At 28.6% G+C, this 23,015-nt stretch carries 20 protein-coding genes; 18 read left to right on the forward strand and 2 right to left on the reverse strand.

From position 1 onward, the window contains the following. Positions 1-33: 33 nt before the first annotated feature. The 11 genes from CHL78_RS10335 (at position 34) to CHL78_RS10385 (ending at position 13,371) form a co-directional block, all read left to right on the forward strand. The gene (locus CHL78_RS10335; protein WP_094367654.1) at positions 34-405 is read left to right on the forward strand and encodes an ACT domain-containing protein; all 372 of its coding nucleotides are present in this window, start codon (positions 34-36) and stop codon (positions 403-405) included. 166 nt (positions 406-571) lie between these two features. Further along, a complete protein-coding gene (gene mprF / locus CHL78_RS10340) occupies positions 572-3,148 on the forward strand; it encodes a bifunctional lysylphosphatidylglycerol flippase/synthetase MprF (protein ID WP_094367653.1) in 2,577 nt (858 codons plus the stop codon). Between the two features lie 41 nt (positions 3,149-3,189). Further along, a complete protein-coding gene (locus tag CHL78_RS10345) occupies positions 3,190-4,002 on the forward strand; it encodes a MerR family transcriptional regulator (protein ID WP_158540679.1) in 813 nt (270 codons plus the stop codon). Positions 4,003-4,569: 567 nt separating this feature from the next. Beyond that, complete coding sequence (locus CHL78_RS10350) at positions 4,570-6,060, forward strand: aminotransferase class I/II-fold pyridoxal phosphate-dependent enzyme (RefSeq protein WP_330408612.1); 1,491 nt, start codon at positions 4,570-4,572, stop codon at positions 6,058-6,060. A gap of 18 nt (positions 6,061-6,078) precedes the next feature. Beyond that, the gene (gene speD / locus CHL78_RS10355; protein WP_094369084.1) at positions 6,079-6,492 is read left to right on the forward strand and encodes an adenosylmethionine decarboxylase; all 414 of its coding nucleotides are present in this window, start codon (positions 6,079-6,081) and stop codon (positions 6,490-6,492) included. 198 nt (positions 6,493-6,690) lie between these two features. Then, entirely contained in the window at positions 6,691-7,545 is an 855-nt protein-coding gene (gene speE, locus CHL78_RS10360) for a polyamine aminopropyltransferase (RefSeq protein ID WP_094369083.1), read from the forward strand. Further along, entirely contained in the window at positions 7,535-8,422 is an 888-nt protein-coding gene (gene speB / locus CHL78_RS10365; protein WP_094369086.1) for an agmatinase, read from the forward strand. Before speE ends, speB begins: the two co-directional genes overlap by 11 nt. Before the next feature lie 59 nt (positions 8,423-8,481). Next, positions 8,482-9,675, forward strand: coding sequence for a methionine adenosyltransferase (metK, locus tag CHL78_RS10370; protein WP_116041455.1), 1,194 nt, complete (start codon positions 8,482-8,484; stop codon positions 9,673-9,675). A 244-nt stretch (positions 9,676-9,919) separates the two neighbouring features. Further along, positions 9,920-10,990 carry a YkvI family membrane protein gene (locus CHL78_RS10375; RefSeq protein WP_094369052.1) on the forward strand — a complete coding sequence of 357 codons (1,071 nt, stop codon included), beginning with the start codon at positions 9,920-9,922 and terminating at the stop codon, positions 10,988-10,990. 204 nt (positions 10,991-11,194) lie between these two features. Then, positions 11,195-12,355 (forward strand): sensor histidine kinase, encoded by a 1,161-nt coding sequence (locus CHL78_RS10380; protein WP_094369053.1) that lies wholly within the window; start codon positions 11,195-11,197, stop codon positions 12,353-12,355. Positions 12,356-12,501: 146 nt separating this feature from the next. After that, a complete protein-coding gene (locus tag CHL78_RS10385; RefSeq protein WP_094369054.1) occupies positions 12,502-13,371 on the forward strand; it encodes a hypothetical protein in 870 nt (289 codons plus the stop codon). A gap of 53 nt (positions 13,372-13,424) precedes the next feature. Here CHL78_RS10385 and CHL78_RS10390 read toward each other — a convergent pair whose 3' ends face one another. Together CHL78_RS10390 and CHL78_RS10395 are read right to left on the reverse strand one after the other, a co-directional pair. Further along, positions 13,425-13,832: a GtrA family protein gene (locus tag CHL78_RS10390; protein ID WP_094369055.1), complete on the reverse strand. Its 408-nt coding sequence runs from the start codon at positions 13,830-13,832 to the stop codon at positions 13,425-13,427. Positions 13,833-13,940: 108 nt separating this feature from the next. Beyond that, positions 13,941-14,279 carry a hypothetical protein gene (locus tag CHL78_RS10395; RefSeq protein WP_094369056.1) on the reverse strand — a complete coding sequence of 113 codons (339 nt, stop codon included), beginning with the start codon at positions 14,277-14,279 and terminating at the stop codon, positions 13,941-13,943. Between the two features lie 334 nt (positions 14,280-14,613). On the opposite strand from CHL78_RS10395, the gene CHL78_RS10400 reads away from it, so the two are divergent. The 7 genes from CHL78_RS10400 (at position 14,614) to CHL78_RS10430 (ending at position 22,916) form a co-directional block, all read left to right on the forward strand. Beyond that, entirely contained in the window at positions 14,614-15,255 is a 642-nt protein-coding gene (locus tag CHL78_RS10400) for an ABC transporter permease (protein ID WP_199534027.1), read from the forward strand. 17 nt (positions 15,256-15,272) lie between these two features. After that, positions 15,273-15,959: an ABC transporter ATP-binding protein gene (locus CHL78_RS10405; RefSeq protein ID WP_094369057.1), complete on the forward strand. Its 687-nt coding sequence runs from the start codon at positions 15,273-15,275 to the stop codon at positions 15,957-15,959. Positions 15,960-16,023: 64 nt separating this feature from the next. After that, a complete protein-coding gene (locus CHL78_RS10410) occupies positions 16,024-16,878 on the forward strand; it encodes a substrate-binding domain-containing protein (RefSeq protein WP_094369058.1) in 855 nt (284 codons plus the stop codon). 102 nt (positions 16,879-16,980) lie between these two features. Beyond that, positions 16,981-17,952: an aldehyde ferredoxin oxidoreductase N-terminal domain-containing protein gene (locus CHL78_RS10415; protein WP_158540680.1), complete on the forward strand. Its 972-nt coding sequence runs from the start codon at positions 16,981-16,983 to the stop codon at positions 17,950-17,952. A 24-nt stretch (positions 17,953-17,976) separates the two neighbouring features. Then, entirely contained in the window at positions 17,977-19,197 is a 1,221-nt protein-coding gene (locus CHL78_RS10420; RefSeq protein WP_094369060.1) for a molybdopterin molybdotransferase MoeA, read from the forward strand. A 21-nt stretch (positions 19,198-19,218) separates the two neighbouring features. Beyond that, positions 19,219-21,147, forward strand: coding sequence for a molybdopterin biosynthesis protein (locus CHL78_RS10425; RefSeq protein WP_330408614.1), 1,929 nt, complete (start codon positions 19,219-19,221; stop codon positions 21,145-21,147). Positions 21,148-21,245: 98 nt separating this feature from the next. Continuing rightward, the gene (locus CHL78_RS10430) at positions 21,246-22,916 is read left to right on the forward strand and encodes a ribonuclease J (RefSeq protein WP_408638605.1); all 1,671 of its coding nucleotides are present in this window, start codon (positions 21,246-21,248) and stop codon (positions 22,914-22,916) included. Positions 22,917-23,015: the final 99 nt, after the last annotated feature.

The following is a 23,015-nucleotide window of genomic DNA, read 5'->3' on the forward strand; positions in this document are numbered from 1 at the left end:
TTTAAAGGACTAGTATATCAGGAGGATAAGTTTATGGAGTTAAAATTGTTTGACGGGGATTATGCAGTTTGTAGCTTAAATAATGTAATGGATTCACCAATATGCGTAGACACTAAAAATTTTTATTATATTACTAAATTTAAAGATGAGCTAAGTCTAATATGTTTAGATGAAGGTATACCAAAGGAAGCAAAAATAGATAAGGATTGGAAGCTTATTAAAGTATTAGAGCCTATAACTCTGTATTTAGTGGGGATTATTTCAAGAATAAATAAGGTATTAGAAGATGCTAAGATAAATATTTTTGAAGTATCTACTAGCGATAGTGATTATATACTTATAAAAAATAAGGATATTGAATATGCGTGCTCAGTGCTAAGATATAATGGATATCAAATCATATAAGTAGGGAATTGGAATTATTATAAATTATAAAAAAAGCTGATAAGGTTGAATAATATTCAATTTTATTAGCTTTTTTATTATAACAAAAAAGTAACATAAGCATTATTTGAAAAATTCTATGATAGAATTATATATGAAAAAAGATTAAGTATTAGGAGAAGCGAGGATGATGAATTTAAATAAAAAGAAAATCATAATTGGAGTTAAAATTATATTTGTATTATTAATTTTAACAATAGTAGCTAAAGAGTTTAAAAATATCGTTACAGACTTTGATATGGATACTTTTAAAATTTACGCAGATAAACTTTCTATAGGAAATATTGCTATTATTGTAATTTTGGGAATAATATCGTATATGCCACTTAGCTTTTATGATTTTGTACTAAAAAAAAGAGTGGGTATAAAGCTTAGTAATAAGAAATTATATAAATTTTCATGGATAGCTAGTTCTATATCTAGTATTGTTGGATTTGGAGGGACTAGCGCAATAGCCCTGAAGAGTCATTTTTATAATCCATATGTTAAGGATAATAAATTATTAGTAAAAGAGATATCAAAGATTGTAGCTTTAAACTTAACGGGATTTTCTATGGCATGTTTTACTTATTTAATAATAACAAAGTTTAACTTGAATGATATGAGTTTTACGAAAGTATTGACTATAGCTATAGGTATGTATTTACCTATACTTACAATATATTTAATTAATAAATATAGAAGATGCAGTGATGAAGAAAGACAAGATATTATAGATACATTTAAAATAATAAGTATTTCACTACTAGAATGGATTACCACTATAATACTAATATATTCTATAATACTAATATTAGGTGAAAAAATATCGATACTTAAGTTCTTCCCAATTTTTGTTGCTGCGATAGTAGTAGCTATAGTAAGTATGTCACCGGGAGGTCTTGGAACATTTGACCTAACTTTACTAATAGGACTTGAATCATTAGGAGTTCCAGCTGAAAAAGTTATGCTAGCAGTATTTTTATATCGTATAACGTACTATATAATTCCTCTTCTTATAGGAATAATGCTTTATATATCAGAGCTATGGTTAAAGATTGATGAAGATATAAGAGATATGTTTAAATCGGTTTTATCTAAGGTAGCTCATAGTGGATTAATACTATTGGTACTATCTGCGGGAGTTGTTCTATTAGTGTCAGAAGCTATTCCTGGTACTATAGAGAGGGTTCATTTGATAAATAAAATATTCAGCTTTAAAGTTATGCATATGTCAGGTGATATGGCTATAATAATTGGTTTTTTATTAATTGCTATATCAAGTACAATAACTTATAAATCAAAGAGTGTATATAATATAACTATTACACTAGTTGCTATAGGTGGAGTATTATCTATAATGAAGGGATTTGACTATGAGGAAAGTATATATTTACTTATAGTTGGAACTATATTATGGCTTAGTAAAGATCAGTTTTATAGAGAAAGCTTTATAATGAGATGGGGAAAATTTGCGAAAGATATTTTAATTCTACTATCTTTCCAAGTATTATACATCTTTGTAGTATACTGTAATCTGTCTAATAAGTTAAAGGCTATGCCTATGTTTAACTTGAGTGGTCGTTATACAAGTTATTATATAAGGAGAATCGGATATACAAGCGTTATAGGGTTTATTTGTGCATTAATTTTCCTAGCAATATTATATTATTTTAATAAAAAAAATAATTTACCGAAAGTAAAGTTATATGAATGCAAAGATAAAGTAGAAATGATTTTAAATGAATATGGTGGTTCATCAGTAATTCACTTTATATATTTAAATGACAAATATGTTTATATAAATAAAGATGAAGATGTAATGCTACAATATCAAATTTATGCAAATAAAATTGCGGTACTTGGGAATCTTGTGGGTAATGAAGAGAAATTTTTTGATGCAATACAAGATTTTTATGAAATGTCAGATAGATATGGGTATACACCTGTATTTTGTGCAATAGATAAAAAAATGATTCCATATTTGCATGAAACAGGATATGAATTTATGAAATTAGGAGAAGAGGCAACTGTAAATCTAGATACTTTTACTTTAGAAGGTCGTAAAATGAAAAGTGTTAGAAATGCATTATCTAGAGTTGAAAAAGAGGGATATACGTTTGAAATAATGAATCCACCTTTTAGTGAGGAATTTTTTGAAAAGATTAAAAATATATCTGATGAATGGTTAGGTGATAGATCAGAAAAGGGATTTTCAGTAGGTTTTTTTGATCAAAATTATCTGAGTCGTGACTCGATTGCTATAATCAGGAATCAACAGGGAGATATAAAAGGATTTGCAAATATAATGCCGATGTATGATGGAGATAAAACTTTATCTATTGACTTGATGCGTTTCTCAAGAGATACATGCAATGGTATAATGGATTTTATATTCGTAAACTTATTCAAATATGGTCAAGAAAATGGATATAGTACTTTTAATATGGGGATGGCTCCTTTATCGAATGTAGGAAAGTCAAAATATTCATTCTTAAGTGAAAGAATTGCAGCCAAGGTATATTCTCATGGACAATATTTTTATTCATTTGAAGGTCTTAAGAAATTTAAAGAGAAATACTGTGAATCTTGGGATGGAAGATATATGGCATATAAGAAAAAAACATCTCTTGTGTTTACAATGATTCAGGTTATACTTTTAGTGTCAAAAGGAAAGAAATATAAGCATGAAGAATATGAACTTGAAGTAAAGGTATCTAGCTAATGCTAGATACCTTTTTAGAAATTATAATTTTAGGAGGCATAATGAGTACATATTTTACAATTGGAGAAATGTCTAAGCTTTCAAATTTACCGATAAAGACACTTAGATATTATGATGAAGTAGGAGTTCTAAAACCTGCATATACAAATCCTGAAAATAATTATAGATATTATTCTATGGATCAATTTATGCATATAGACGTAATTAAATATTGCAGAACAATGGGATTATCTTTAGAAGAAATAAAAGATTTTTTAAAATCAGACGGATCAATTGAATCTATGATTGATACAATAAAAAGACAAAGTAGCCTATTAGAAAAAAAGATCAAAGAACTATCAGAAATCAAAAATTATTTAGATGATTTAGAGATAAGTATTTCTAATGTATTAGAGCATCAAGAAAATATTGTTTTTATAAATCGCAATAAAAAAAGAAAGTATATGGAATACAAATGTAAAACTGAAACACCTGAGGATTTTGAACTAAGTTTAAGAGATACTGTGCTGCATATTGAAGAAAAATATGGTACTGTATATCCTCAATTAGGATCAACTGTATCATATAAGGATTTTGTAGAAAATGGTAAAATAACATATACTTATATTAAAGATTTTGCAAAAAGAAAAAATAATAGCAAGATGAAGGTACTACCAGAGGGAGAGTATATAACGATCATATATGATGATAATGCTAATAATGCTAAAATATATTTTAATAAAATATTAGAATATATAAAAGAAAATAATATAGAGGTTGTTGGAGATTTTAATGAAGTTTGGGTTATGCCAAGGGTAGATAAAAATACAAAAGAAAAGACTTTAATTCAATTGGAAATTCTTAAAAAGAAATAAATAGTTTAGAATTAATCAAGATAACATGGATAAAAAATATGAAAATTATTTATATCTTTTCAGATAAAACACAATAAAAATAGATTTAAAAAATAAAAAAATAATATATAAATTATAAAAAGTTAGATATGTATCTGGCTTTTATTTTTTTGAAATTTACATAAATTAGGTAGATTTGATTAAAATTATGTTTTGAAATAAGTTTAGTAAAGGTATACTAACATATTAAAAATATTAAACTGGATATGTTATAAAAACTCATATTTAATGAATAATAAATAAAAATGGTTTTGTGAAAAATGTGAAAAAAATTTACTAATACTAAACTTAATAAAAATTAATATAAACAAAAATCTGAATTGAATATATTTATCGTTGAAAATACTAACTTATAACTATTGTGTGAAAATAAAATAAAATAATAAAAAATACTTGTAAAAATATGAAAAAGTTAATATAATTGATATCGTTAGTTTAATAAAACTAAATTTTAAAATTATATATAATAAGTATAATAAAATTAAGTTTTAAATGATATTATAAAATTCGAATGAAAGGATGGATGATGTGAGAATTATAGATGGCGACTTAGCTCAGGTAATTAAGTTAGATGAGGGACAAATTCCACTACTCTCAACATTAAAGAATTACTCTCAAAAAGAAATTGCATGCTTTGATGTACCAGGACATGTAAGAGACCAAGGTGTAGAAGTATTAAATAATTACTTTGGCAATGAGATAATGAAGATGGATATAAATTCTTCTCCATTTATGGATAATGTATCTAAACCAAATGGAATTATAAAGCAGGCTCAAGATTTGCTAGCTAATGCTTATAAAAGTGATGAAGCCTTTTTTATTACTAATGGAACTACTCAAGCTATACATGCAATGATTTTGAGTGTTATCAATCCAAATGATAAAGTACTATTGCCTCGTAATATTCACAAATCGGTCATAAATGCGCTGATACTTTGTGGAGGTCAGCCAGTATTTATACAGCCTGAGTTTGATGAAGAGCTAGGTATAAGTTTAAATATAAGTACTACCAAAGTAAAAGAAGCTTTAGATAAAAATAATGATATCAAAGCTATATTTTTATTAAACCCTACGTACTACGGAGCTTGTTCAAACTTAAGTGAAATAATTAGATTATGTAGAGAAAAATCTGTACTTGTACTTGTAGATGAAGCGCATGGAGCACATTTTCCATTTCACCAAGATCTACCACCATCAGCTATGGATTTAGGTGCAGACATGGCAGCTGTAAGCATTCATAAAACAGGAGGAGCACTTACGCAAGCATCATCACTTTTAGTTAATAAAGGCAATATTGATTGCGAAAAAGTGTCTCAGTCAATAAATATGCTACAGTCAACATCAGCATCGTATCTACTAATGGCTAGTATAGATGGTGCAAGATATAATTTAATATCAAATGGGCAAGAACAGTTATCAAAGGCTTTAAATCTTTCAAGATATGCAAAAAGTAAACTGAATAAAATTGAAGGAATAAAGGTTGTTACAACTGAGATTTTAGATAGTGATGGAGTTGAATATATTGATGAGACGAAGCTCTGCATAAATGTAAAAGGTCTTAATTTAACTGGATTCAAAGTTTATGATATTTTGTATCAAGAATTTGGTGTTCAATTAGAACTTGGAGATTTATATAATATATTAGCGTTAGTATCTATTGGAACTACAAAGCAAGATATAGATAAGCTTATAAAATCACTGGATATAATTTCTAGAAAATACAGTGAATATAGAAGCGCAAGTATACTTGAAACAAAGCAAATTAGTCCAATAGTGAGGCTTAATCCAAGGCAAGCATTTTATTCGCAAAAAGAAAGTATAGATTTTAAAAAATCTATAAATAGAATATGTGCAGAGTCGATAATGGTATATCCACCTGGAATACCAATAGTTTCACCAGGCGAAGTGATAACAATTGAAATACTTGAGTATATAAATTTACTTAGGGAAAGTAAGGCATATCTAACTGATATGAAAGACAAGAGTTTAGACACAATACTTGTAATAAAAGAAAATTAAATAAGGAGAGTGGTAAATATGAAATTTGAAACATTAGGGCGTCATATACTTGTAGAGTATTATAATTGCGATGAGGAAGTTCTTACAAATCCAAAAGTAATAGAAGAATATATGAACAACTCAGCTTTAAATGCTAAAGCAACAATTGTTGATTCTGTTTTCCATCACTTTAATCCGTGGGGAGTTTCAGGTGCTGTAATAATTGCGGAGTCTCACTTAACGATTCATACTTGGCCAGAATATGGATATGCAGCTGCAGACTTTTTCACTTGTGGAGATATAGATCCGTGGAAAAGCTTTGAAATGCTAGAAGATTTACTAAAATCAGAGAGAAGTGAATCAACAGAAATACCTAGAGGATTAACTAGTAAAATACAAAAATTTGCAAAAAAAGATTTAGGCAATATTACTCATAAGCCAGAAGCAATATAAATAATAAGTACCTAAATAAAAATAAAAATATAAAAAGTTATAATCATTATAAAAATACAAAGATTATAATTACATAAAAATAAATTCGAACTTAAATTTTAACATAAAAATAAAAAATATACAAATCGACATATAGATGAAATAAAAACAAATATAGAAAATATAAATACATAAAATAAATTCGTATGGAGGATAGAAATGGAACTTTGGTATACAGAAGAGTGGACTGACAATGTACGTTTCTCAATAAAAGTAGATAGACAGCTTTTTAGCGGTCAATCCGATTTTCAAAAAGTTGATGTTTTTGAAAGTAAGGAGTTTGGAAAGTTTTTGACATTAGATGGATTAATGATGGTAAATTACAAAGATGAATTTATTTATCATGATATGATAGTTCATGTTCCCATGGCTACTAATATGAACATAAAAAATGTCTTAGTTATTGGTGGTGGAGATGGAGGAACAGTGAGAGAACTTACTCGTTATCCACAAATCGAAAAGATAGACATGGTAGAGATAGATAAAATGGTTGTAGATGTATCTAGAGAGTATATTGATATATGTGCTGCTAAACTAGATGATTCAAGAGTAAACTTATACTTTGAGGATGGAGTAGCTTTTGTAAAAAATGCTAGTGATAAATCTTATGACTTAATAATAGTTGACTCTACGGATCCAATAGGACCTGGAGAAGGATTATTTTCAATAGATTTTTATAGTGATTGCTATAGAGTGCTAACGGATGAAGGAATACTTGTAAATCAAAATGAAAGCCCATATTTTGACTTTAATGCAAAAGAAATGAAAAGAGCAAATGAAAAAATAACAAACTTATTCCCTATAACTAAAGTTTATCAAGCTCATATACCAACATACCCATCTGGGCATTGGTTATTTGGATTTGCATCTAAGAAGTTTGATCCACTAAAAGATCAAGATAGAGAAACTTGGGAGGCATTAAACCTAAAAACTAAATACTATAACAGTGACATACACACAGGTGCATTTATGTTACCTCAATATGTGAGGGATATGTTAAATGATGATAAATAAGTTTGCACATATAAGTACATTTATGAGTATGGATATTCCATATGAAGATGCTGATGTAGTTGTATTTGGAACTGGGTTTGATGGTACTACATCAAATAGGCCAGGAACTAGATTTGCAAGCGGCGCAATGAGATCAGAATCATATGGACTTGAAACATATAGTCCTGTATTAAAACTAGATTTAGAAGACTATAAGATATGTGATATAGGGGATTTAGAGCTAAGTATAGGGGACACGGATAGGGTATTAAATGAAATATATGAAGGAAGTAAAAAGATTGTACAAGACAATAAATTTCCTTTTATGATAGGTGGAGAGCACTTAGTTACTCTCCCTGCCTTTAAGGCGATTTATGAAAAGTATAATGATGTATACGTACTTCATTTTGATGCTCATACTGATTTACGAGAAGAATATAATAATAATAAAAACTCTCATGCTACTGTAATAAGAAGGGTATGGGATATACTTGGTGATAATAGAATATTCCAGTTTGGAATTAGATCAGGAACAAAACATGAATTTGAATTTGCATTAGAGGAAAATCACACATATATGGAAGTATCAACAATTAACACATTTAAAGATATAGTAGATAACCTAGATGGAAAAAATGTTTATCTGACTATAGATTTAGATATATTAGATCCATCAATATTCCCTGGAACAGGTACACCTGAACCAGGAGGGGTAACATATAGGGAATTTGAGCAAATATTTAAGATATTAAAAAACTCTAATATTAAGTTGGTGGGATGCGATATAGTTGAGCTAAGTCCGGACTATGATAATACTAATGTATCTACTGTAACAGCGTGTAAAATATTAAGAGAATTATCTTTAGTTGCTGCAAACAATATAGAAAAAAATGCTTAATATTTATACATAACGGATATTAACAAAATAAAAAATAAAAATATAAAGGAGATATAAAAATGGCTAGACATTTATTTACTTCAGAATCAGTTACAGAAGGTCATCCAGATAAAATATGTGACCAAATATCAGATGCAATACTAGATGCATTATTGGAAAAAGACCCAATGTCAAGAGTTGCTTGCGAGACTACAGTAACAACAGGCCTTGTACTAGTAGCTGGTGAAATTAGTACAAATGCATATGTAGATATACCAAAGTTAGTAAGAGAAACAATAAGAGGAATAGGATATGATAGAGCTAAGTATGGATTTGACTGTGATACTTGTGGTGTTATTACTGCCATAGATGAGCAATCAGGAGATATAGCTATGGGTGTTGATGAATCTTTAGAAAATAGAACCGGAGAACAAACAGAAGAAGAAATAGAAGCTATAGGGGCTGGAGATCAAGGTATAATGTTTGGATTTGCATGTAACGAAACAGAAGAGCTTATGCCACTACCTATATCTCTGGCACATAAATTAGCTAGAAGGTTAACAGAAGTTAGAAAGTCAGGACAATTAAACTTCTTAAGACCGGATGGTAAGACTCAAGTTACGGTTGAATATGACGGTAATAAAGCTGTTAGAGTTCATACAGTACTTATATCAACTCAGCATTCAGAAGATGTAGATAATGAGACAATAAGACAATCTTTAACAGAAGATGTTATTAAGGAAGTAATACCAGCTGAACTATTAGATGAAGAGACTAAGATTTATATAAATCCAACAGGGAGATTCGTAATAGGAGGACCTCAAGGAGATACAGGACTTACGGGAAGAAAAATAATAATAGATACTTATGGGGGATACTCTAGACATGGCGGAGGAGCATTCTCAGGTAAAGATGCTACAAAAGTTGATAGATCAGCAGCTTACGCAGCAAGATATGTTGCTAAAAATATAGTAGCAGCAGGGCTTGCTGACAAGTGTGAAATAGAACTTGCTTATGCTATAGGTGTTGCAAGACCTCTATCTATATTTGTAGATACTTTTGGAACTGGCAAGGTAGACAATGAGGTATTAGTTGAACTTATAAATAAGTATTTTGACTTAAGACCAGGAGCTATAATAAGAGATTTAGAATTAAGAAAGCCTATATTTAAAGCAACAGCGGCTTATGGACACTTTGGAAGAACTGACCTAGATGTTGCATGGGAAAGAACTGATAAAGCTGAATTATTAAGAAAAGAAGCTTTAGAAAAATAGTAAAAAAATAGTGGATATCTAAATAATAGATATCCACTATTTTTTTGTTTAGAATTATGAATGAATTGCCAAATCGATAAGTTACAAAACGGCTACATAAGAATGAATGTCAATCTACAAATTATAAAGATTTAAATATAAAACCAAAGAATAGTGATATTATATCAAGTTTAGATATTAATTAAAGTAATACAAGCATATAAATAATTATGGACAAATTTAATTAATATTTAGGAGGGATAAGATGAGCAAGAAAAGTAACTTTAGTGAAGTTATAAAGTTTGCGGGTACTTATGTATCTGTTTGTATAGGATCAGGATTTGCAACAGGACAAGAGATTATGCAGTTTTTCTCTGCATACGGAATCATAAGCATAGTAGCGAACTTAATTTGTATGGTTATCTTAGCGTACTGCGGAGCTTCTCTGCTAGAGATAGGAAAGAGTGTTAAATTAAGATCTACAAATGATATATTTTCATACTTATGCGGAGATATAATCGGCAATTTTTTTAAGGCGTTCATGCCTATATTTTTCTTTTGTAGTTTTGTTGTTATGGTATCTGGTGCTGGTGCTGCCATTAATCAGTATTATGGTATAAGTAAAAGTTTAGGTAGTCTTATATTAATAATTTTGGCTTTAATATCAATAATATTGGGGATGAATAAGATAATAGATATATTAGGAAATATAGGTCCTATGATAATAATTATTTCTGTAGGTATTGGTATTGTAACTGTTGCAAGAAACTTAGATACTTTTTATAATGCGAATGAAATAATAGAATCTTTAAATCTTACAAAGGCCGTATCAAAGTGGTGGATGAGCCCACTAATTTATAGCGGACTTAATATTATAGTAGTAACACCTTTTTTAGTAGGTGTTGGTAAAACAGCAAGTAACAAGAAAAATTGTATATGGGGTGGGGTACTAGGTGGTTTAGTTTTTATGATTGCAGGTATGGTACTGAATATGGGGTTAATTTCAGATATTCAAAATGTATACATAAAAGAAATACCAACTCTATATATGGCTGATAATATATCTAAGATTATTGGAATTATGTTTTCTCTTATGCTTATAGCGGGCATATATACTACAGCAGTACCGCTTCTATGGAGTGTATGTAGCAGCTTTGCCAAAGAAAAAACAACAAAATTTAATTTAATAGCATTAGGGTGTTCGGTAGTTGGATTTATAGGAGGAAGATTACCTTTTGCTTCACTAGTAAACCTTATATATCCATTGTCAGGAGCCCTAGGTGTTATAATCATAGTGGGAATAGTACTGAGGCGACTAAATATATTGGTGGATTAGAGTACGTAAGTTTGCTATGTAGTTTACTTTTTAGATAAATTAAAATTTATTATAAATAAATAACAGAAAATATGTAATTTTAAAACATATAAATCATACTTTGTGCTACTATTTATAATAAAAAGAATTTTGTGTATAAAACTAATGTAGAGTTTTCAGATAAATATATACATATGAAAAATCTAATTTGTTAGGAGAGAGTTTATGGGGACTAATATATATAAAACGATGATTGAAAACAGTAATATGGCTTACTGTGAAGTGAAAGGTATAAAAAACTCCAATGGAGATTATATAGATTTGATTATTACAGATACTAACGAAGCACTAAAAAGATATATAATAAACTATGAAATGAATATTTTAAATCAAAGTATTAACCATATATTTTCAGGAACATTAGATTGGGATAATATTAATAATACTTTAAAAGAATCAATAGAAGGAAATAGCTGCACTTTAAATCAATACTGTAATATGCTTAATGAATACTGGACAATTGATATATATAGTATAGGAGATGATATGTTTGCATTAATTATGTCAAAGTCTGAGAAGAAGAATATTGAAGAAGGATTAAATAAACTAAGAATGGACTTTTTTGCAAATATATCACATGAGCTTAGAACTCCAATTAATATAATATTAAGTTCACTTCAATTATTTAAACTAAAAACAAAAGAGTTAGATAAAGGAGATGTAAGTCATTTATCTAGATATATTAAATTAATTGAACAAAATGGATTTAGACTTTTAAAGCTTGCCAATAATTTAATAGATACAACAAAGCTAGATTCAGGATATTTAGAATATAAGCCCCAAAATGGAGATATAGTAAGTTTTGTAGAATCTATATGTTCATCAGTGGCTGAATTCATAGGAAACAAAAATATGAATATAATATTTGATACAGATGAGGAAGAAAAGGTAATTGCGTTTGATCAAGATAAAATAGAACGAATTATACTTAATTTAATATCTAATGCAATAAAATTTAATTCGAAAAATGGGACAATAGATGTAAATATAAAATGTGGTGATTACATAAAAATTAGTGTGAAAGATGAGGGTATTGGAATACCTAGAAATAAACTAAGTAGTATATTTAATAGATTTGAACAAATTGCAAATAGTGATAGAGATGAGAGAGAAGGCAGTGGGATAGGTCTTTCATTAGTTAAATCGCTAGCGGAAATACATGGGGGCAGCATAGAAGTCAAAAGTACTTTTGGGGAAGGTTCTGAATTTATAATAAGCATACCAGATAGGCTAGTTGATACTGATGAGGCAATCAATAGCGATGACGCATTTCTTTCAAACCAAATTCATAGAATGAGTGTAGAGTTTTCTGATATCTACATATAAAGTTAATTTACAGATATTTTTATTAAAATAGCTATATTAGTACAACTTAATATATAAGTTATCTTATTATTACGTATATTTTTAATGTGTATAAATACTTTAAATTATGATAATATATGTACATAATTAAAATTAAGGAGAATAATATGAAGAGACAGTTAGAGATAGATTATTCATTTGGTTATATATTTGATAAAAGTAAATTAATAGTAATGTATCCGGTTGGAAGTAATATAATGGACGAAGAAGAATATGAAATGGAAGTAGAAGTGGCATTCTTAGAGGATGGAATAGAAGCAGCATTTCAAGAAAATGATATAAAAGAAGCAAATATTACTATGAAGCCATTAGAGATGTTTTTAATGAAGCCAGGTAAGGTAATACCATTTGTGACGGCAATAAAAGATGCTAATACTAAAGAGGAGATACCTAAGCTAATTAGAGAGTTTGATGAAGAATATGAGATAAAAGAAGACTACTTGAAAAAAGGATATGAAATAAAAGATGTATATTATGTTTTTGAAAATGTAGTTAAATATATACCAGAAGAAAATATAGATACATTAAACATTTTAAAAGTAGAGTCGAATAAATTTGATTTTGAAGGTTTAATAAAAGCTACTCAAGAAAATTTAGATGATGTAATGGATAAAAATGCTGTTATAAAAGATATGAAAAAAAGCGAACTTACAAACAGGTTATATGTAAAAAGTGATGCAAAAGAAAGCAATGCAAGATATGTAGTATTTGCAACTAAGGACTCTTCATTTATAGATGATATTATATGTGCAGATAAAGAGGCAATAAAGGATATTGGATGTGACATTGGAGACTTAGAGATAAACAATACAATGGACTGTGGTTACATAATAGAAGAAAAAGACGGATATATTACTGCTAAAATAGCTAATTTTAATAGTGAAACTAGCAATAAGAATCAAATAGCACAGATATTAGATTATAGCGGTGTACTAAAAACCAAGATGATAAACTTTATAAATATATTTACAAAATAAATTATTATAGAAAAAAAGCTGTACCAAAAATTGATTTTTGGTACAGCTTTTTATTATTTTTTATTCTTTTTTATTACAGCTCTCATCATAAAGAATACTGGCGGTGTCGAAAATGCAGGTGCAATTATTGGTGCAACTATTTCATTTATGCCAATAAATCTTACCATGATCCAAATAAGTATAAAATTGATTATATATTCAATAATATACACTAAAGCCGTCATAGTAAACTTCTTAGGTGAGTATTCATTATCTTTAAATGTAAATTTAGAATTTAAAAAATATGCAGCGGTAATACTTAAAACACTCGTAATTGTATAAGCAATTAAATAATGTATATGAAAAATTAAATACAAACTTATATAAAATATTTGTGATACAAGAAAGTTACTAATTCCTATTATATTAAATTTAATGTACTCTACTATTTTACCTTTGGTATTTTTAAATTTGTCTGACATTTGATATATCTCCTTTGGTAAAAAATTATAATACTATCATAACAATATTATATGTAGAATTACAATAAAAAAAGTGTCGATATACGACACTTAAAAATTTTATCAAAATTATCTATTTCCATGTATTAATAGTAAATAAGCACTTCCAGATAATAAGTAATCGTCTCCTTTAATTTTAGCTATAGGAGAATTTTGACTATCGCCACAATAGACGAATCCATTACTATCTATTACTCCAACTGGAGATTCATTTGTAGGATGGTTGTGAATTACACCATTGCTATCAACTCTACCAATAGGAGAATTGTCAGCTGGATGATCGTGTATAATATTATTTTCAACTCTACCAACAGGACATTGATGATAACGATGGTTGTGAACTATATTATTAGAATCTAATCTTGCTATAGCTAAATTATTATAAGGAAACTTAATCATTTCTACCATAAATAAACACCAACCTTTGCTTAGAATTATTTCTTTTATATAAAGAATTCAATCTATAAAGCTAGAAACCTTCAAACTAAAAGTAAGAATACAGGATACTTATATTTAATTTACATACAAATATACTAGTATTAAAATGTGGATTTAAATTGAAAGTCTAAGTACTATTAATTAACTTGAATATTAATACAAAAAAGTTAACTATGAAAGGATGAATGTCGAAATATACATTGATTTGATGAACGAAAATACATATGCATATATTGTAAGTGAAAATGTTGAATGCTAGAATATATGTTGAAATGAACTTATTAAAATCTAAAGGGGACGTTATATGGAGATAATAGAAGTAATTCAGATAGTAATTAGATCTTTATATATAACAATCACAGCCACTGCTATAGCAACTATTACAGGAACATTATTGAGTATATTAATATATCTAAAGGAATTTAAATTAAAAAGACAAATTATTATGATTATAAATTCATTAATGAGCACACCGCCTGTTATTATGGGGCTTATTGTATTTCTAATACTCTCTAGAAAGGGACCACTGGGAGAATTTCAACTATTATTTTCATCATATGCTATGATACTTGCACAAGTACTTCTTTTAATACCAATTGCAATGAGCTTAACGTTAGAATATCTTAATAAATGTGGAGACGAAATACTCATTACATGTAAAGTTCTTCAGATAAATAAAAAAGACATAGCAAAAATTTTCTTAAAAGAGATTAAAAATTATTTAATAATAGTGATTATAACAACTTTTGGAAGAGGGATATCAGAGGTTGGAGCAGTAATGCTTGTAGGCGGGAATATAAGAGGTAAAACAATGGTTATGACTACTTATATTGCACAATCGACATCAATGGGAAATTTTGATGAGTCATTGATGATAGCGGCTATACTGATTTTAATTTCTTTTATGTCTACATTTTTTATAAAAAGCTTACAAAAGGATAGTTAAGCAGGGGGAGTAGATATATGATAAGCTTCAGAAAAATAAAGAAGAATATGAAAAATCAAAAAAAATTTACTATAAATAAACTAGACTTAAAAAAGGGATATGTATATGCAATATTGGGTCACAATGGAAGTGGAAAAAGTACTTTATTAAAACTCTTGTATGGTATTACCAATTTTGAAAGTGGAAGTATTATCATAAATAAAGAGGGGTTTAATGAAAAAATAGTGCATAAATATATAAGCTATCATCCACAAGATACATGCTACTTAAGTGGAAGCTTAGAGGATAACTTTGACTATATTTATAAATATAGTAATAATGAAGATTTGTTAGATAGGGGTAGTCTAAATGAGTTGATAAAAGAATTTGGACTAGAAGATATGCTAGATATTAATATTAAAAGACTATCTGGAGGAGAGCAAGCAAAGTTTCAATTTATAAGAACCTTGATTATGAATAAAGAATGTATCTTACTGGATGAACCTATGGCTAGCATGGATTTTGATACTATAAGAATCGTAGAAAAAAAAATTAAAGATTTAAAAGAAAAAAATAAGACAATCTTATTAGTAACTCATGACTTTCTTCAAGCAGAGAGGCTTAGTGATGAAGTTATATTTATGCAGAATTTGAATATTGTAGAAAAATATAAATCAGAGAATTTCTTTAAAGATTTTTACTTTAATAATAATTATTTTTTTTAACTTTAAGTCTATAATTTACATATTAAAATTATGCTCAAAGAGAGCAAATTACAGGGGGATAAATATGAGGAATAAATTTTTAAGTTTTTTGACTTTAGTTTTTTTAAGTATGACTATGGTAGCATGTTCTTCAACAGCAAAAGGAGATGAACAATCAAAGTCTGGGGATAGTAAGGAAACCGTAAAAGAAATTACATTAGTAACAACAACAAGTTTAGAAGATACAGGTTTTTTAGAAGATACATTAAAAGGGTTTGAAGACGAGAATGATGTAGAAGTTAATGTAGTTGCAAAAGGTACTGGTGAAGCTTTAGAGCTAGGAAAATCAAAAGATGCTGACATATTATTTGTACATGCAAAGCAAAAGGAAGAAGATTTTATAGCTGAAGGATATGGAGTAGATAGATCTGAAATAATGTATAACTATTTTGTTGTAGTGGGTCCTAAAGATGGTGCAGATAATAAATCTATGAAAGATTTAAGTGCTTCTGATGTATTTAAATATATAAGCGAGAATAATTTACCATTTATCTCTAGAGGAGATGAGTCTGGAACACATACTAAAGAATTAAGCCTATGGGAAAAGAGTGGTGTTGACAACTCATTTGAAAACTATAATGAGGTAGGTAAGGGGATGGCTGCAACTTTACAAATGGCTAGTGAAATGAAAGCTTATGCGTTGACCGATATAGGTACTTTTCTAGCTACAAAAGATAATTTAGATTTAGAAATAGTTAAGCAAGCTGATGATAGTTTAAAGAATGTATATAGTATTGTAACAATAAGTGAACTAGACAAGGAGATGAAAATAATAAGTGATAAACTTGTAGAATACTATAAATCAGAATCAGTTCAAAAACAAATTAAAGAATATGGAGTGTCTGAATATGGTGAGCCTCTATTCTTTGTATTTGAATAATATAATGTAGATTAAAACCTTTTGCATGGATAAACTCTATTTTGCAAAAGGTTTTTTATAAATTCTTAACTAAGCTACTTTATAAAAATAGGAGGGCATATATTGAGAAAAGTTATTACAATAAAATTAGATACTCATAGAATTGAAACATATAGTATAAATGATAATGAAAAAATTATAGTTGAAAAAGATGACTTAGTTTTTGAATCTCCTATTTTAGCTGGATATGGAATAATAGGCCTTAATAGACTAGATGTTTATTCAAAATCTAGTAATTCTAAGGTAGGAGGCCATTTTGCTCATTATATGAAATGTAACGGATATGACTATTTAATATTTAAGGGGATATCAAAATATCCAATATATATTTATATAAATAAAGAAGCAATATGTATAAAAGATGCTAGAAATATATATCGTGAGAATTTTAATACTTCAAAGAGCATGATAGAGAAAGACTTAAAAACGGATAATTTAGAAATGGCTCAAATAGGGGTAGCAGCAGTTAACGAAGTAGAATTTTCAAAAATTATTTTTGAATCTAATAAGTCCTGTGGGGGAAATGGTTTAGGTCAACTTATGGGATTAAAAAAAATAAAAGCTATAGCTTTAGAGAAACATAATAAACTAAATGCTAAGGATGAAAAAACATTGATTGAACTAAATAATCTAATGATAAATAGATTAGGAGATACTAACCTTAATACATACTATGATGAGAATAACAAGTGTTATGGGTGCATTATGAATTGTAAAAATACATTAATGAATAAAATTATGAAGCAAGGATTTACATTGGAGGAAGCAAAATCTATAGAAAATATTTGCAATGAATATGGAATGGATTGTATAGCATTTTTAAAGATATTAATCAGATATGATGACTTAGCTGACCTTACTAAGAAGGTTGTTTTTGAAAATGAGGGTAACAAGATAAATATAAAGAATAAAGAAATAAAGATACATAATCCTAGAGATAAATTCGAAGAGTTAGGTTTCTGTAGGATTTTAATTGAACAAAAAATGATTAATGATAATGAACTAGATACATTAAAGAACTGTATTTTAGGATAAAAAAATAATTACGAGGGGGAAACTATGAAGCTATTTGATGTTGTAGAAGTAAGTAGTGCTTTAGATATAATGAAAAAAAATTTTAGAGTAGATATTAAAGTAGAATCTGTTAGCTTAGTAGAGGGTCTAAATAGATACACTTCAAAAGATATAAAGTCAAAGTTAAATGTACCTCACTTTAGAAAATCTTTAGTAGATGGGTATGCAGTATTAGTTAGAGATGTATTTCTAGCTAATGAATCGAATCCTGTGCCAATTACCATAATAGGAGAAAGTGATATGGGAAGGATTTGTGCTAAAATACTAGATACTGAAGAAGCTGTGTATGTTCCAACTGGAGGTATGGTTCCAGAAAATGCTGAAGCAGTAGTGATGATAGAGTATACTGAAAAGTTAAGCGAGGACACTATACTAGTACAAAAGGGATTAGCTCATAATGAAAATATAGTGGAGGTAGGGGAAGATATAAAAGAAGACGAAATCTTATATAAAAAGGGGCATCGTATAAATGAGAGAGATTTAGGTGTACTTGCTGGAGCTAATATAAAAGAAGTTGAGGTGCATAAAAAGTTAGTAATAGGAATTATATCAACCGGAGACGAAATACTAAACCAAAATGAAGATATAAGTGAAGCAAAAATAAAAGATATTAATGCATACGTTTTATATGGTCAATTAAGTAACATTTCATGTAAACCAATAATTTACCCTCCAGTAAAAGATAACTTAGAAGAAATAATAGAGTTAATTGATAGAGCAAATAAGGAATGTGATATAGTTTTAATTTCAGGGGGAAGCTCTGTCGGAAAAAAGGATGAAACAGTAAGAGCAATACAATCCTTTAAAAATAGCAAAGTACTAGTAGAAGGGATAGCTATGAAACCCGGAAAGCCGACTATTATTGCAGAAGTAAATAAAAAATTAGTTTTAGGTCTTCCAGGACATCCACTTTCTTGTGCATTTGTAGTTGAAGCCATACTAAAACCATTTATACTTTCATTATTTGAAGAAAAGTCGCAAAGGTATTTAGTTTGTGAATTTAAATATAACTATCATAAAGCGAAAGGAAGAGAAGAATACTTAGCAGTAGATATAAGTGAAGAAGGTGGTAAGTTGTTATGCACACCAATATTAGCAAAATCAAGTATGATTAAGCATTTTGCTAACTGTGATGGATATATAAGAATAGATAGAGATTTAGAAGGTATACATAAAGGAGAATCTGTAAAAGTAAATTTATTTTAAGTAAGATCATGGGGGATATATATGAATAAATACTTATCAAACGTACCTTTAGAGGAAGGATTAGAAAAATATTTATCAGTATTAAAAAATAGTAGAGTAAGAGATACTGAATATATAGATATAGAAGAATCTTTAAATAGAATGAGTAGTGATGCAGTGTATGCTAAACTATCATCACCATTTTATAATTGCTCTGCTATGGATGGGGTAGCAGTTAAATCAAAATCTACTTTTTTTGCAAATGAGCAAAATATAATAACTCTTATAGAGGGTAAAGATTATGTTGAAGTCGATACGGGAGATCCAATTCCAAAACAATTTGATGCAGTAATAATGATAGAAGATATATTAGAAAAAGATAACAATAAAGTAAAGATTTATAAGCCGGCGATACCTTGGCAACATATAAGATGCTTGGGTGAAGATATTGTGGAAAAGGAAATGTTAATACCAAGTTTTCATAATATAAAGCCTCAAGATGTAGGAGCTATGATAAGTGCTAGAATTGATAAGATACAAGTATTTAAGGAGTTCAAGGTGGGAATTATACCTACAGGTACTGAATTGATAGATAGATATACTGATCCTAAGATAGGAGATATAATAGAGTTTAATTCAAGATTATTTGAAGGACTAATACTTGATTATGAGGGAAAACCAATATTATATCCAATTGTAGAGGATAATTATGAAAAGATAAAACATAGTGTACTACAAGCGATAAAAGAGTGTGATATGGTTTTAGTAAATGCTGGGTCATCACAAGGGAGAGAAGATTATACATATGACATAATAGATGAGATAGGAGAGGTTTGCATACATGGACTTGCAATAAAACCTGGAAAACCAGCAATTCTTGGACATATTCAAGGCAAACCAATTATAGGTATACCAGGATATCCAGTATCAGCTTGGGTTGTTATGGAAAATATGGTTAAACCGATTCTTAGAAAGCTAATCTATAAAGATTTAGAAACAGCAAAAATAATTCATGCAGCTCTAAGTAAGAGAGTTATGAGTAGCTTAAAATATGAAGAATTTATTAGAGTTAAGCTTGGATTTATAGATAATAAATATGTAGCTACACCGATTAAAAGAGGCGCTGGTACAATAACAAGTCTTGTTCATGCTGATGGCGTAATAAGGGTACCACAAAATATAGAAGGAATAGAAGAAGGTAGTTTAGTAAATGTAGAGCTATTAAAAGATGATAATAATATAAAAAATACAATCATATCTATTGGAAGTCATGATATAGTAATGGATATTATTAATGATGAACTAATCAAGTCTTCTTTAGGGAAAGTAAGCCTAAGTTCAACACATGTAGGGAGTTTCCAGGGGATGCTAGCTATAAAAAAACATGAAAGTCATATAGCACCAATACATTTATTCGATACTGATACTGAATCTTATAATATACCTTATATAGAAAAATATATAGAAGAAGATGTCGCTATTATTAAGCTGGTAAGAAGAACTCAAGGCCTTATTGTTAAAAAGGGAAATCCTTTCAATATAAAGAGTATAAAAGATTTAGTAAATATAAGATACATAAATAGGCAGAAGGGATCTGGAACAAGGATACTATTAGATTATTTATTAAACAAAGAAGGTATAAAAAAGAGTGAAATAAGTGGTTATGAAAGAGAAGAATCTACGCATATGTCACTTGCAAAGGCGATTCAAAATGGAGATGCTGATTGTGGAATGGGTGTATATTCTGCAGCTAATATCTTTGGTTTAGATTTTATACCTATTTGTGATGAAGAGTATGACTTATTATTAAACGAAAATATGCTAAAGACAGATTATATTAAATCTCTATTAGATGTTATAAACAAAGAAATATTTAAAGAAAAAGTAATTTCTTTAGGTGGATATAATTTGGATAATACAGGAAAAGTAATTAAATTAAAAAGAAAAGTCAAAGTTGAGTACTCTAATTAATACTAGGGTACTTTTTATTTTTATTACAAAAATATGATTAATATATGCTAATTACAGAAAAAATAAGAGTAAATGTTTTTAAAATGAAAAAAGGAGTAATGTTCAATATGGATAAAGAAAGTGTAAAAGTAATTCCACTAGGTGGACTTGGCGAAATAGGAAAAAACATTACAGTAATAGAATATGAGGATGAAATTATTATAATAGATTGTGGAATATCTTTTCCAGATGAAGATATGTACGGAGTAGATCTTGTAATACCAGATATAAAGTATTTACTTGATAAAAAAGAAAAAATTAAAGGTTTGTTTTTAACTCATGGTCATGAAGATCATATTGGAGCAATACCGTATATATTAAAGCAAATAAATATACCGGTCTATGGAACTAAGCTTACTTTAGGATTAGTAGAAAATAAATTAAAAGAGCATCGTATCTTAGATGTAAGTACCATTATATCTGTACATACTGGAGATATTATAGAACTAGATAAGATTAAAGTCGAATTTATAAAAGCAACTCATAGTATAGCAGATTCTTGCTCATTAGCTATATATACACCACTAGGTGTAATACTTCATACAGGCGATTTTAAGATAGATTATACTCCAATTGATGGTAGGTTGATGGATTTAGGCAGAATAGCTCAGTTAGGTAGAGAAGGTATAATGTTGCTTTTAGCTGATAGCACTAATGTAGAAAGACAAGGACACTCCCTATCAGAGAAGGTTATTGGAGAAACGTTAATAAAAATTTTCTCTAATGCAAAGGGAAGGGTCATTGTTGCAACATTTGCATCAAATATCCATAGGATGCAACAAATAATAGATGCATCAGTAAAATACAATAGAAAAGTGATATTTAGTGGTAGAAGTGTAGAGAATATATCTCAAGTTGCGATGGAATTGGGGTATTTACATGTTCCAGAAGAAACTTCTATACCCATAGAAGAGATAAATCAGTATCCTAATGAAAATATAACTATAATAACGACAGGAAGCCAAGGTGAAGCTATGGCAGGACTCTCAAGAATTGCGTATGGATCTCATAGAAATATATTTATTGAAAGAGATGATTTATTCTTAATATCAGCATCACCAATACCAGGCAACGATAAATTAGTATCTAGAGTAATAAATCAATTATTTAGAAAAGGAGCAGATGTTATATATGAGGATCTTGAGGATGTTCATGTATCAGGGCATGCTTATCAAGAAGAATTAAAGTTAATACACAGGTTGGTTCATCCTAAGTATTTTATGCCTGTACATGGTGAATATAGACACTTAAAGCACCATAGTGATTTGGCTAAAAAATTAGGTATGAAGCCAAGTGATGTATTTACGTTAGAGACAGGACAAGTGTTAGAAATTACAGGAGATGGAGTCAATACAAATAAAAGAGTTCATACAGGTACTGTATTTGTTGATGGACTTGGAGTTGGTGATGTAGGAAATATAGTACTAAGAGATAGAAGAGATCTTGCTAAATACGGGATGATAACAATTGTAGTGGCAATTGATAGACATAGCTATAGTATCGTAGCAGGTCCTGATATTATAACTAGAGGATTCGTGTATGTACGTGAATCAGAGGAGTTAATTAGTAAAATTAAAGAAGTTTCAAGAATGGAAGTTGAAGGGTGTTTAGAAAATAAGAATCTAGAGTGGCAAGTTCTAAAGACTGGTGTAAAAAAATCAGTAGAGCATCTAGTGTATAATAAAACAAAAAGAAGACCTATAGTATTTCCGATAATAATGGAGGTATAAAATATATGAAAAATGATTCTTATTAATGAAGATATAAGGATCATTTTTTATTTTAAGTATTAAAGTAAGCAGGATAAAATAGTATATCAAAGGGTTATA

It is taken from the genome of Romboutsia weinsteinii (assembly GCF_002250835.2).
In the GTDB taxonomy this organism is placed as follows: domain Bacteria; phylum Bacillota; class Clostridia; order Peptostreptococcales; family Peptostreptococcaceae; genus Romboutsia_A; species Romboutsia_A weinsteinii.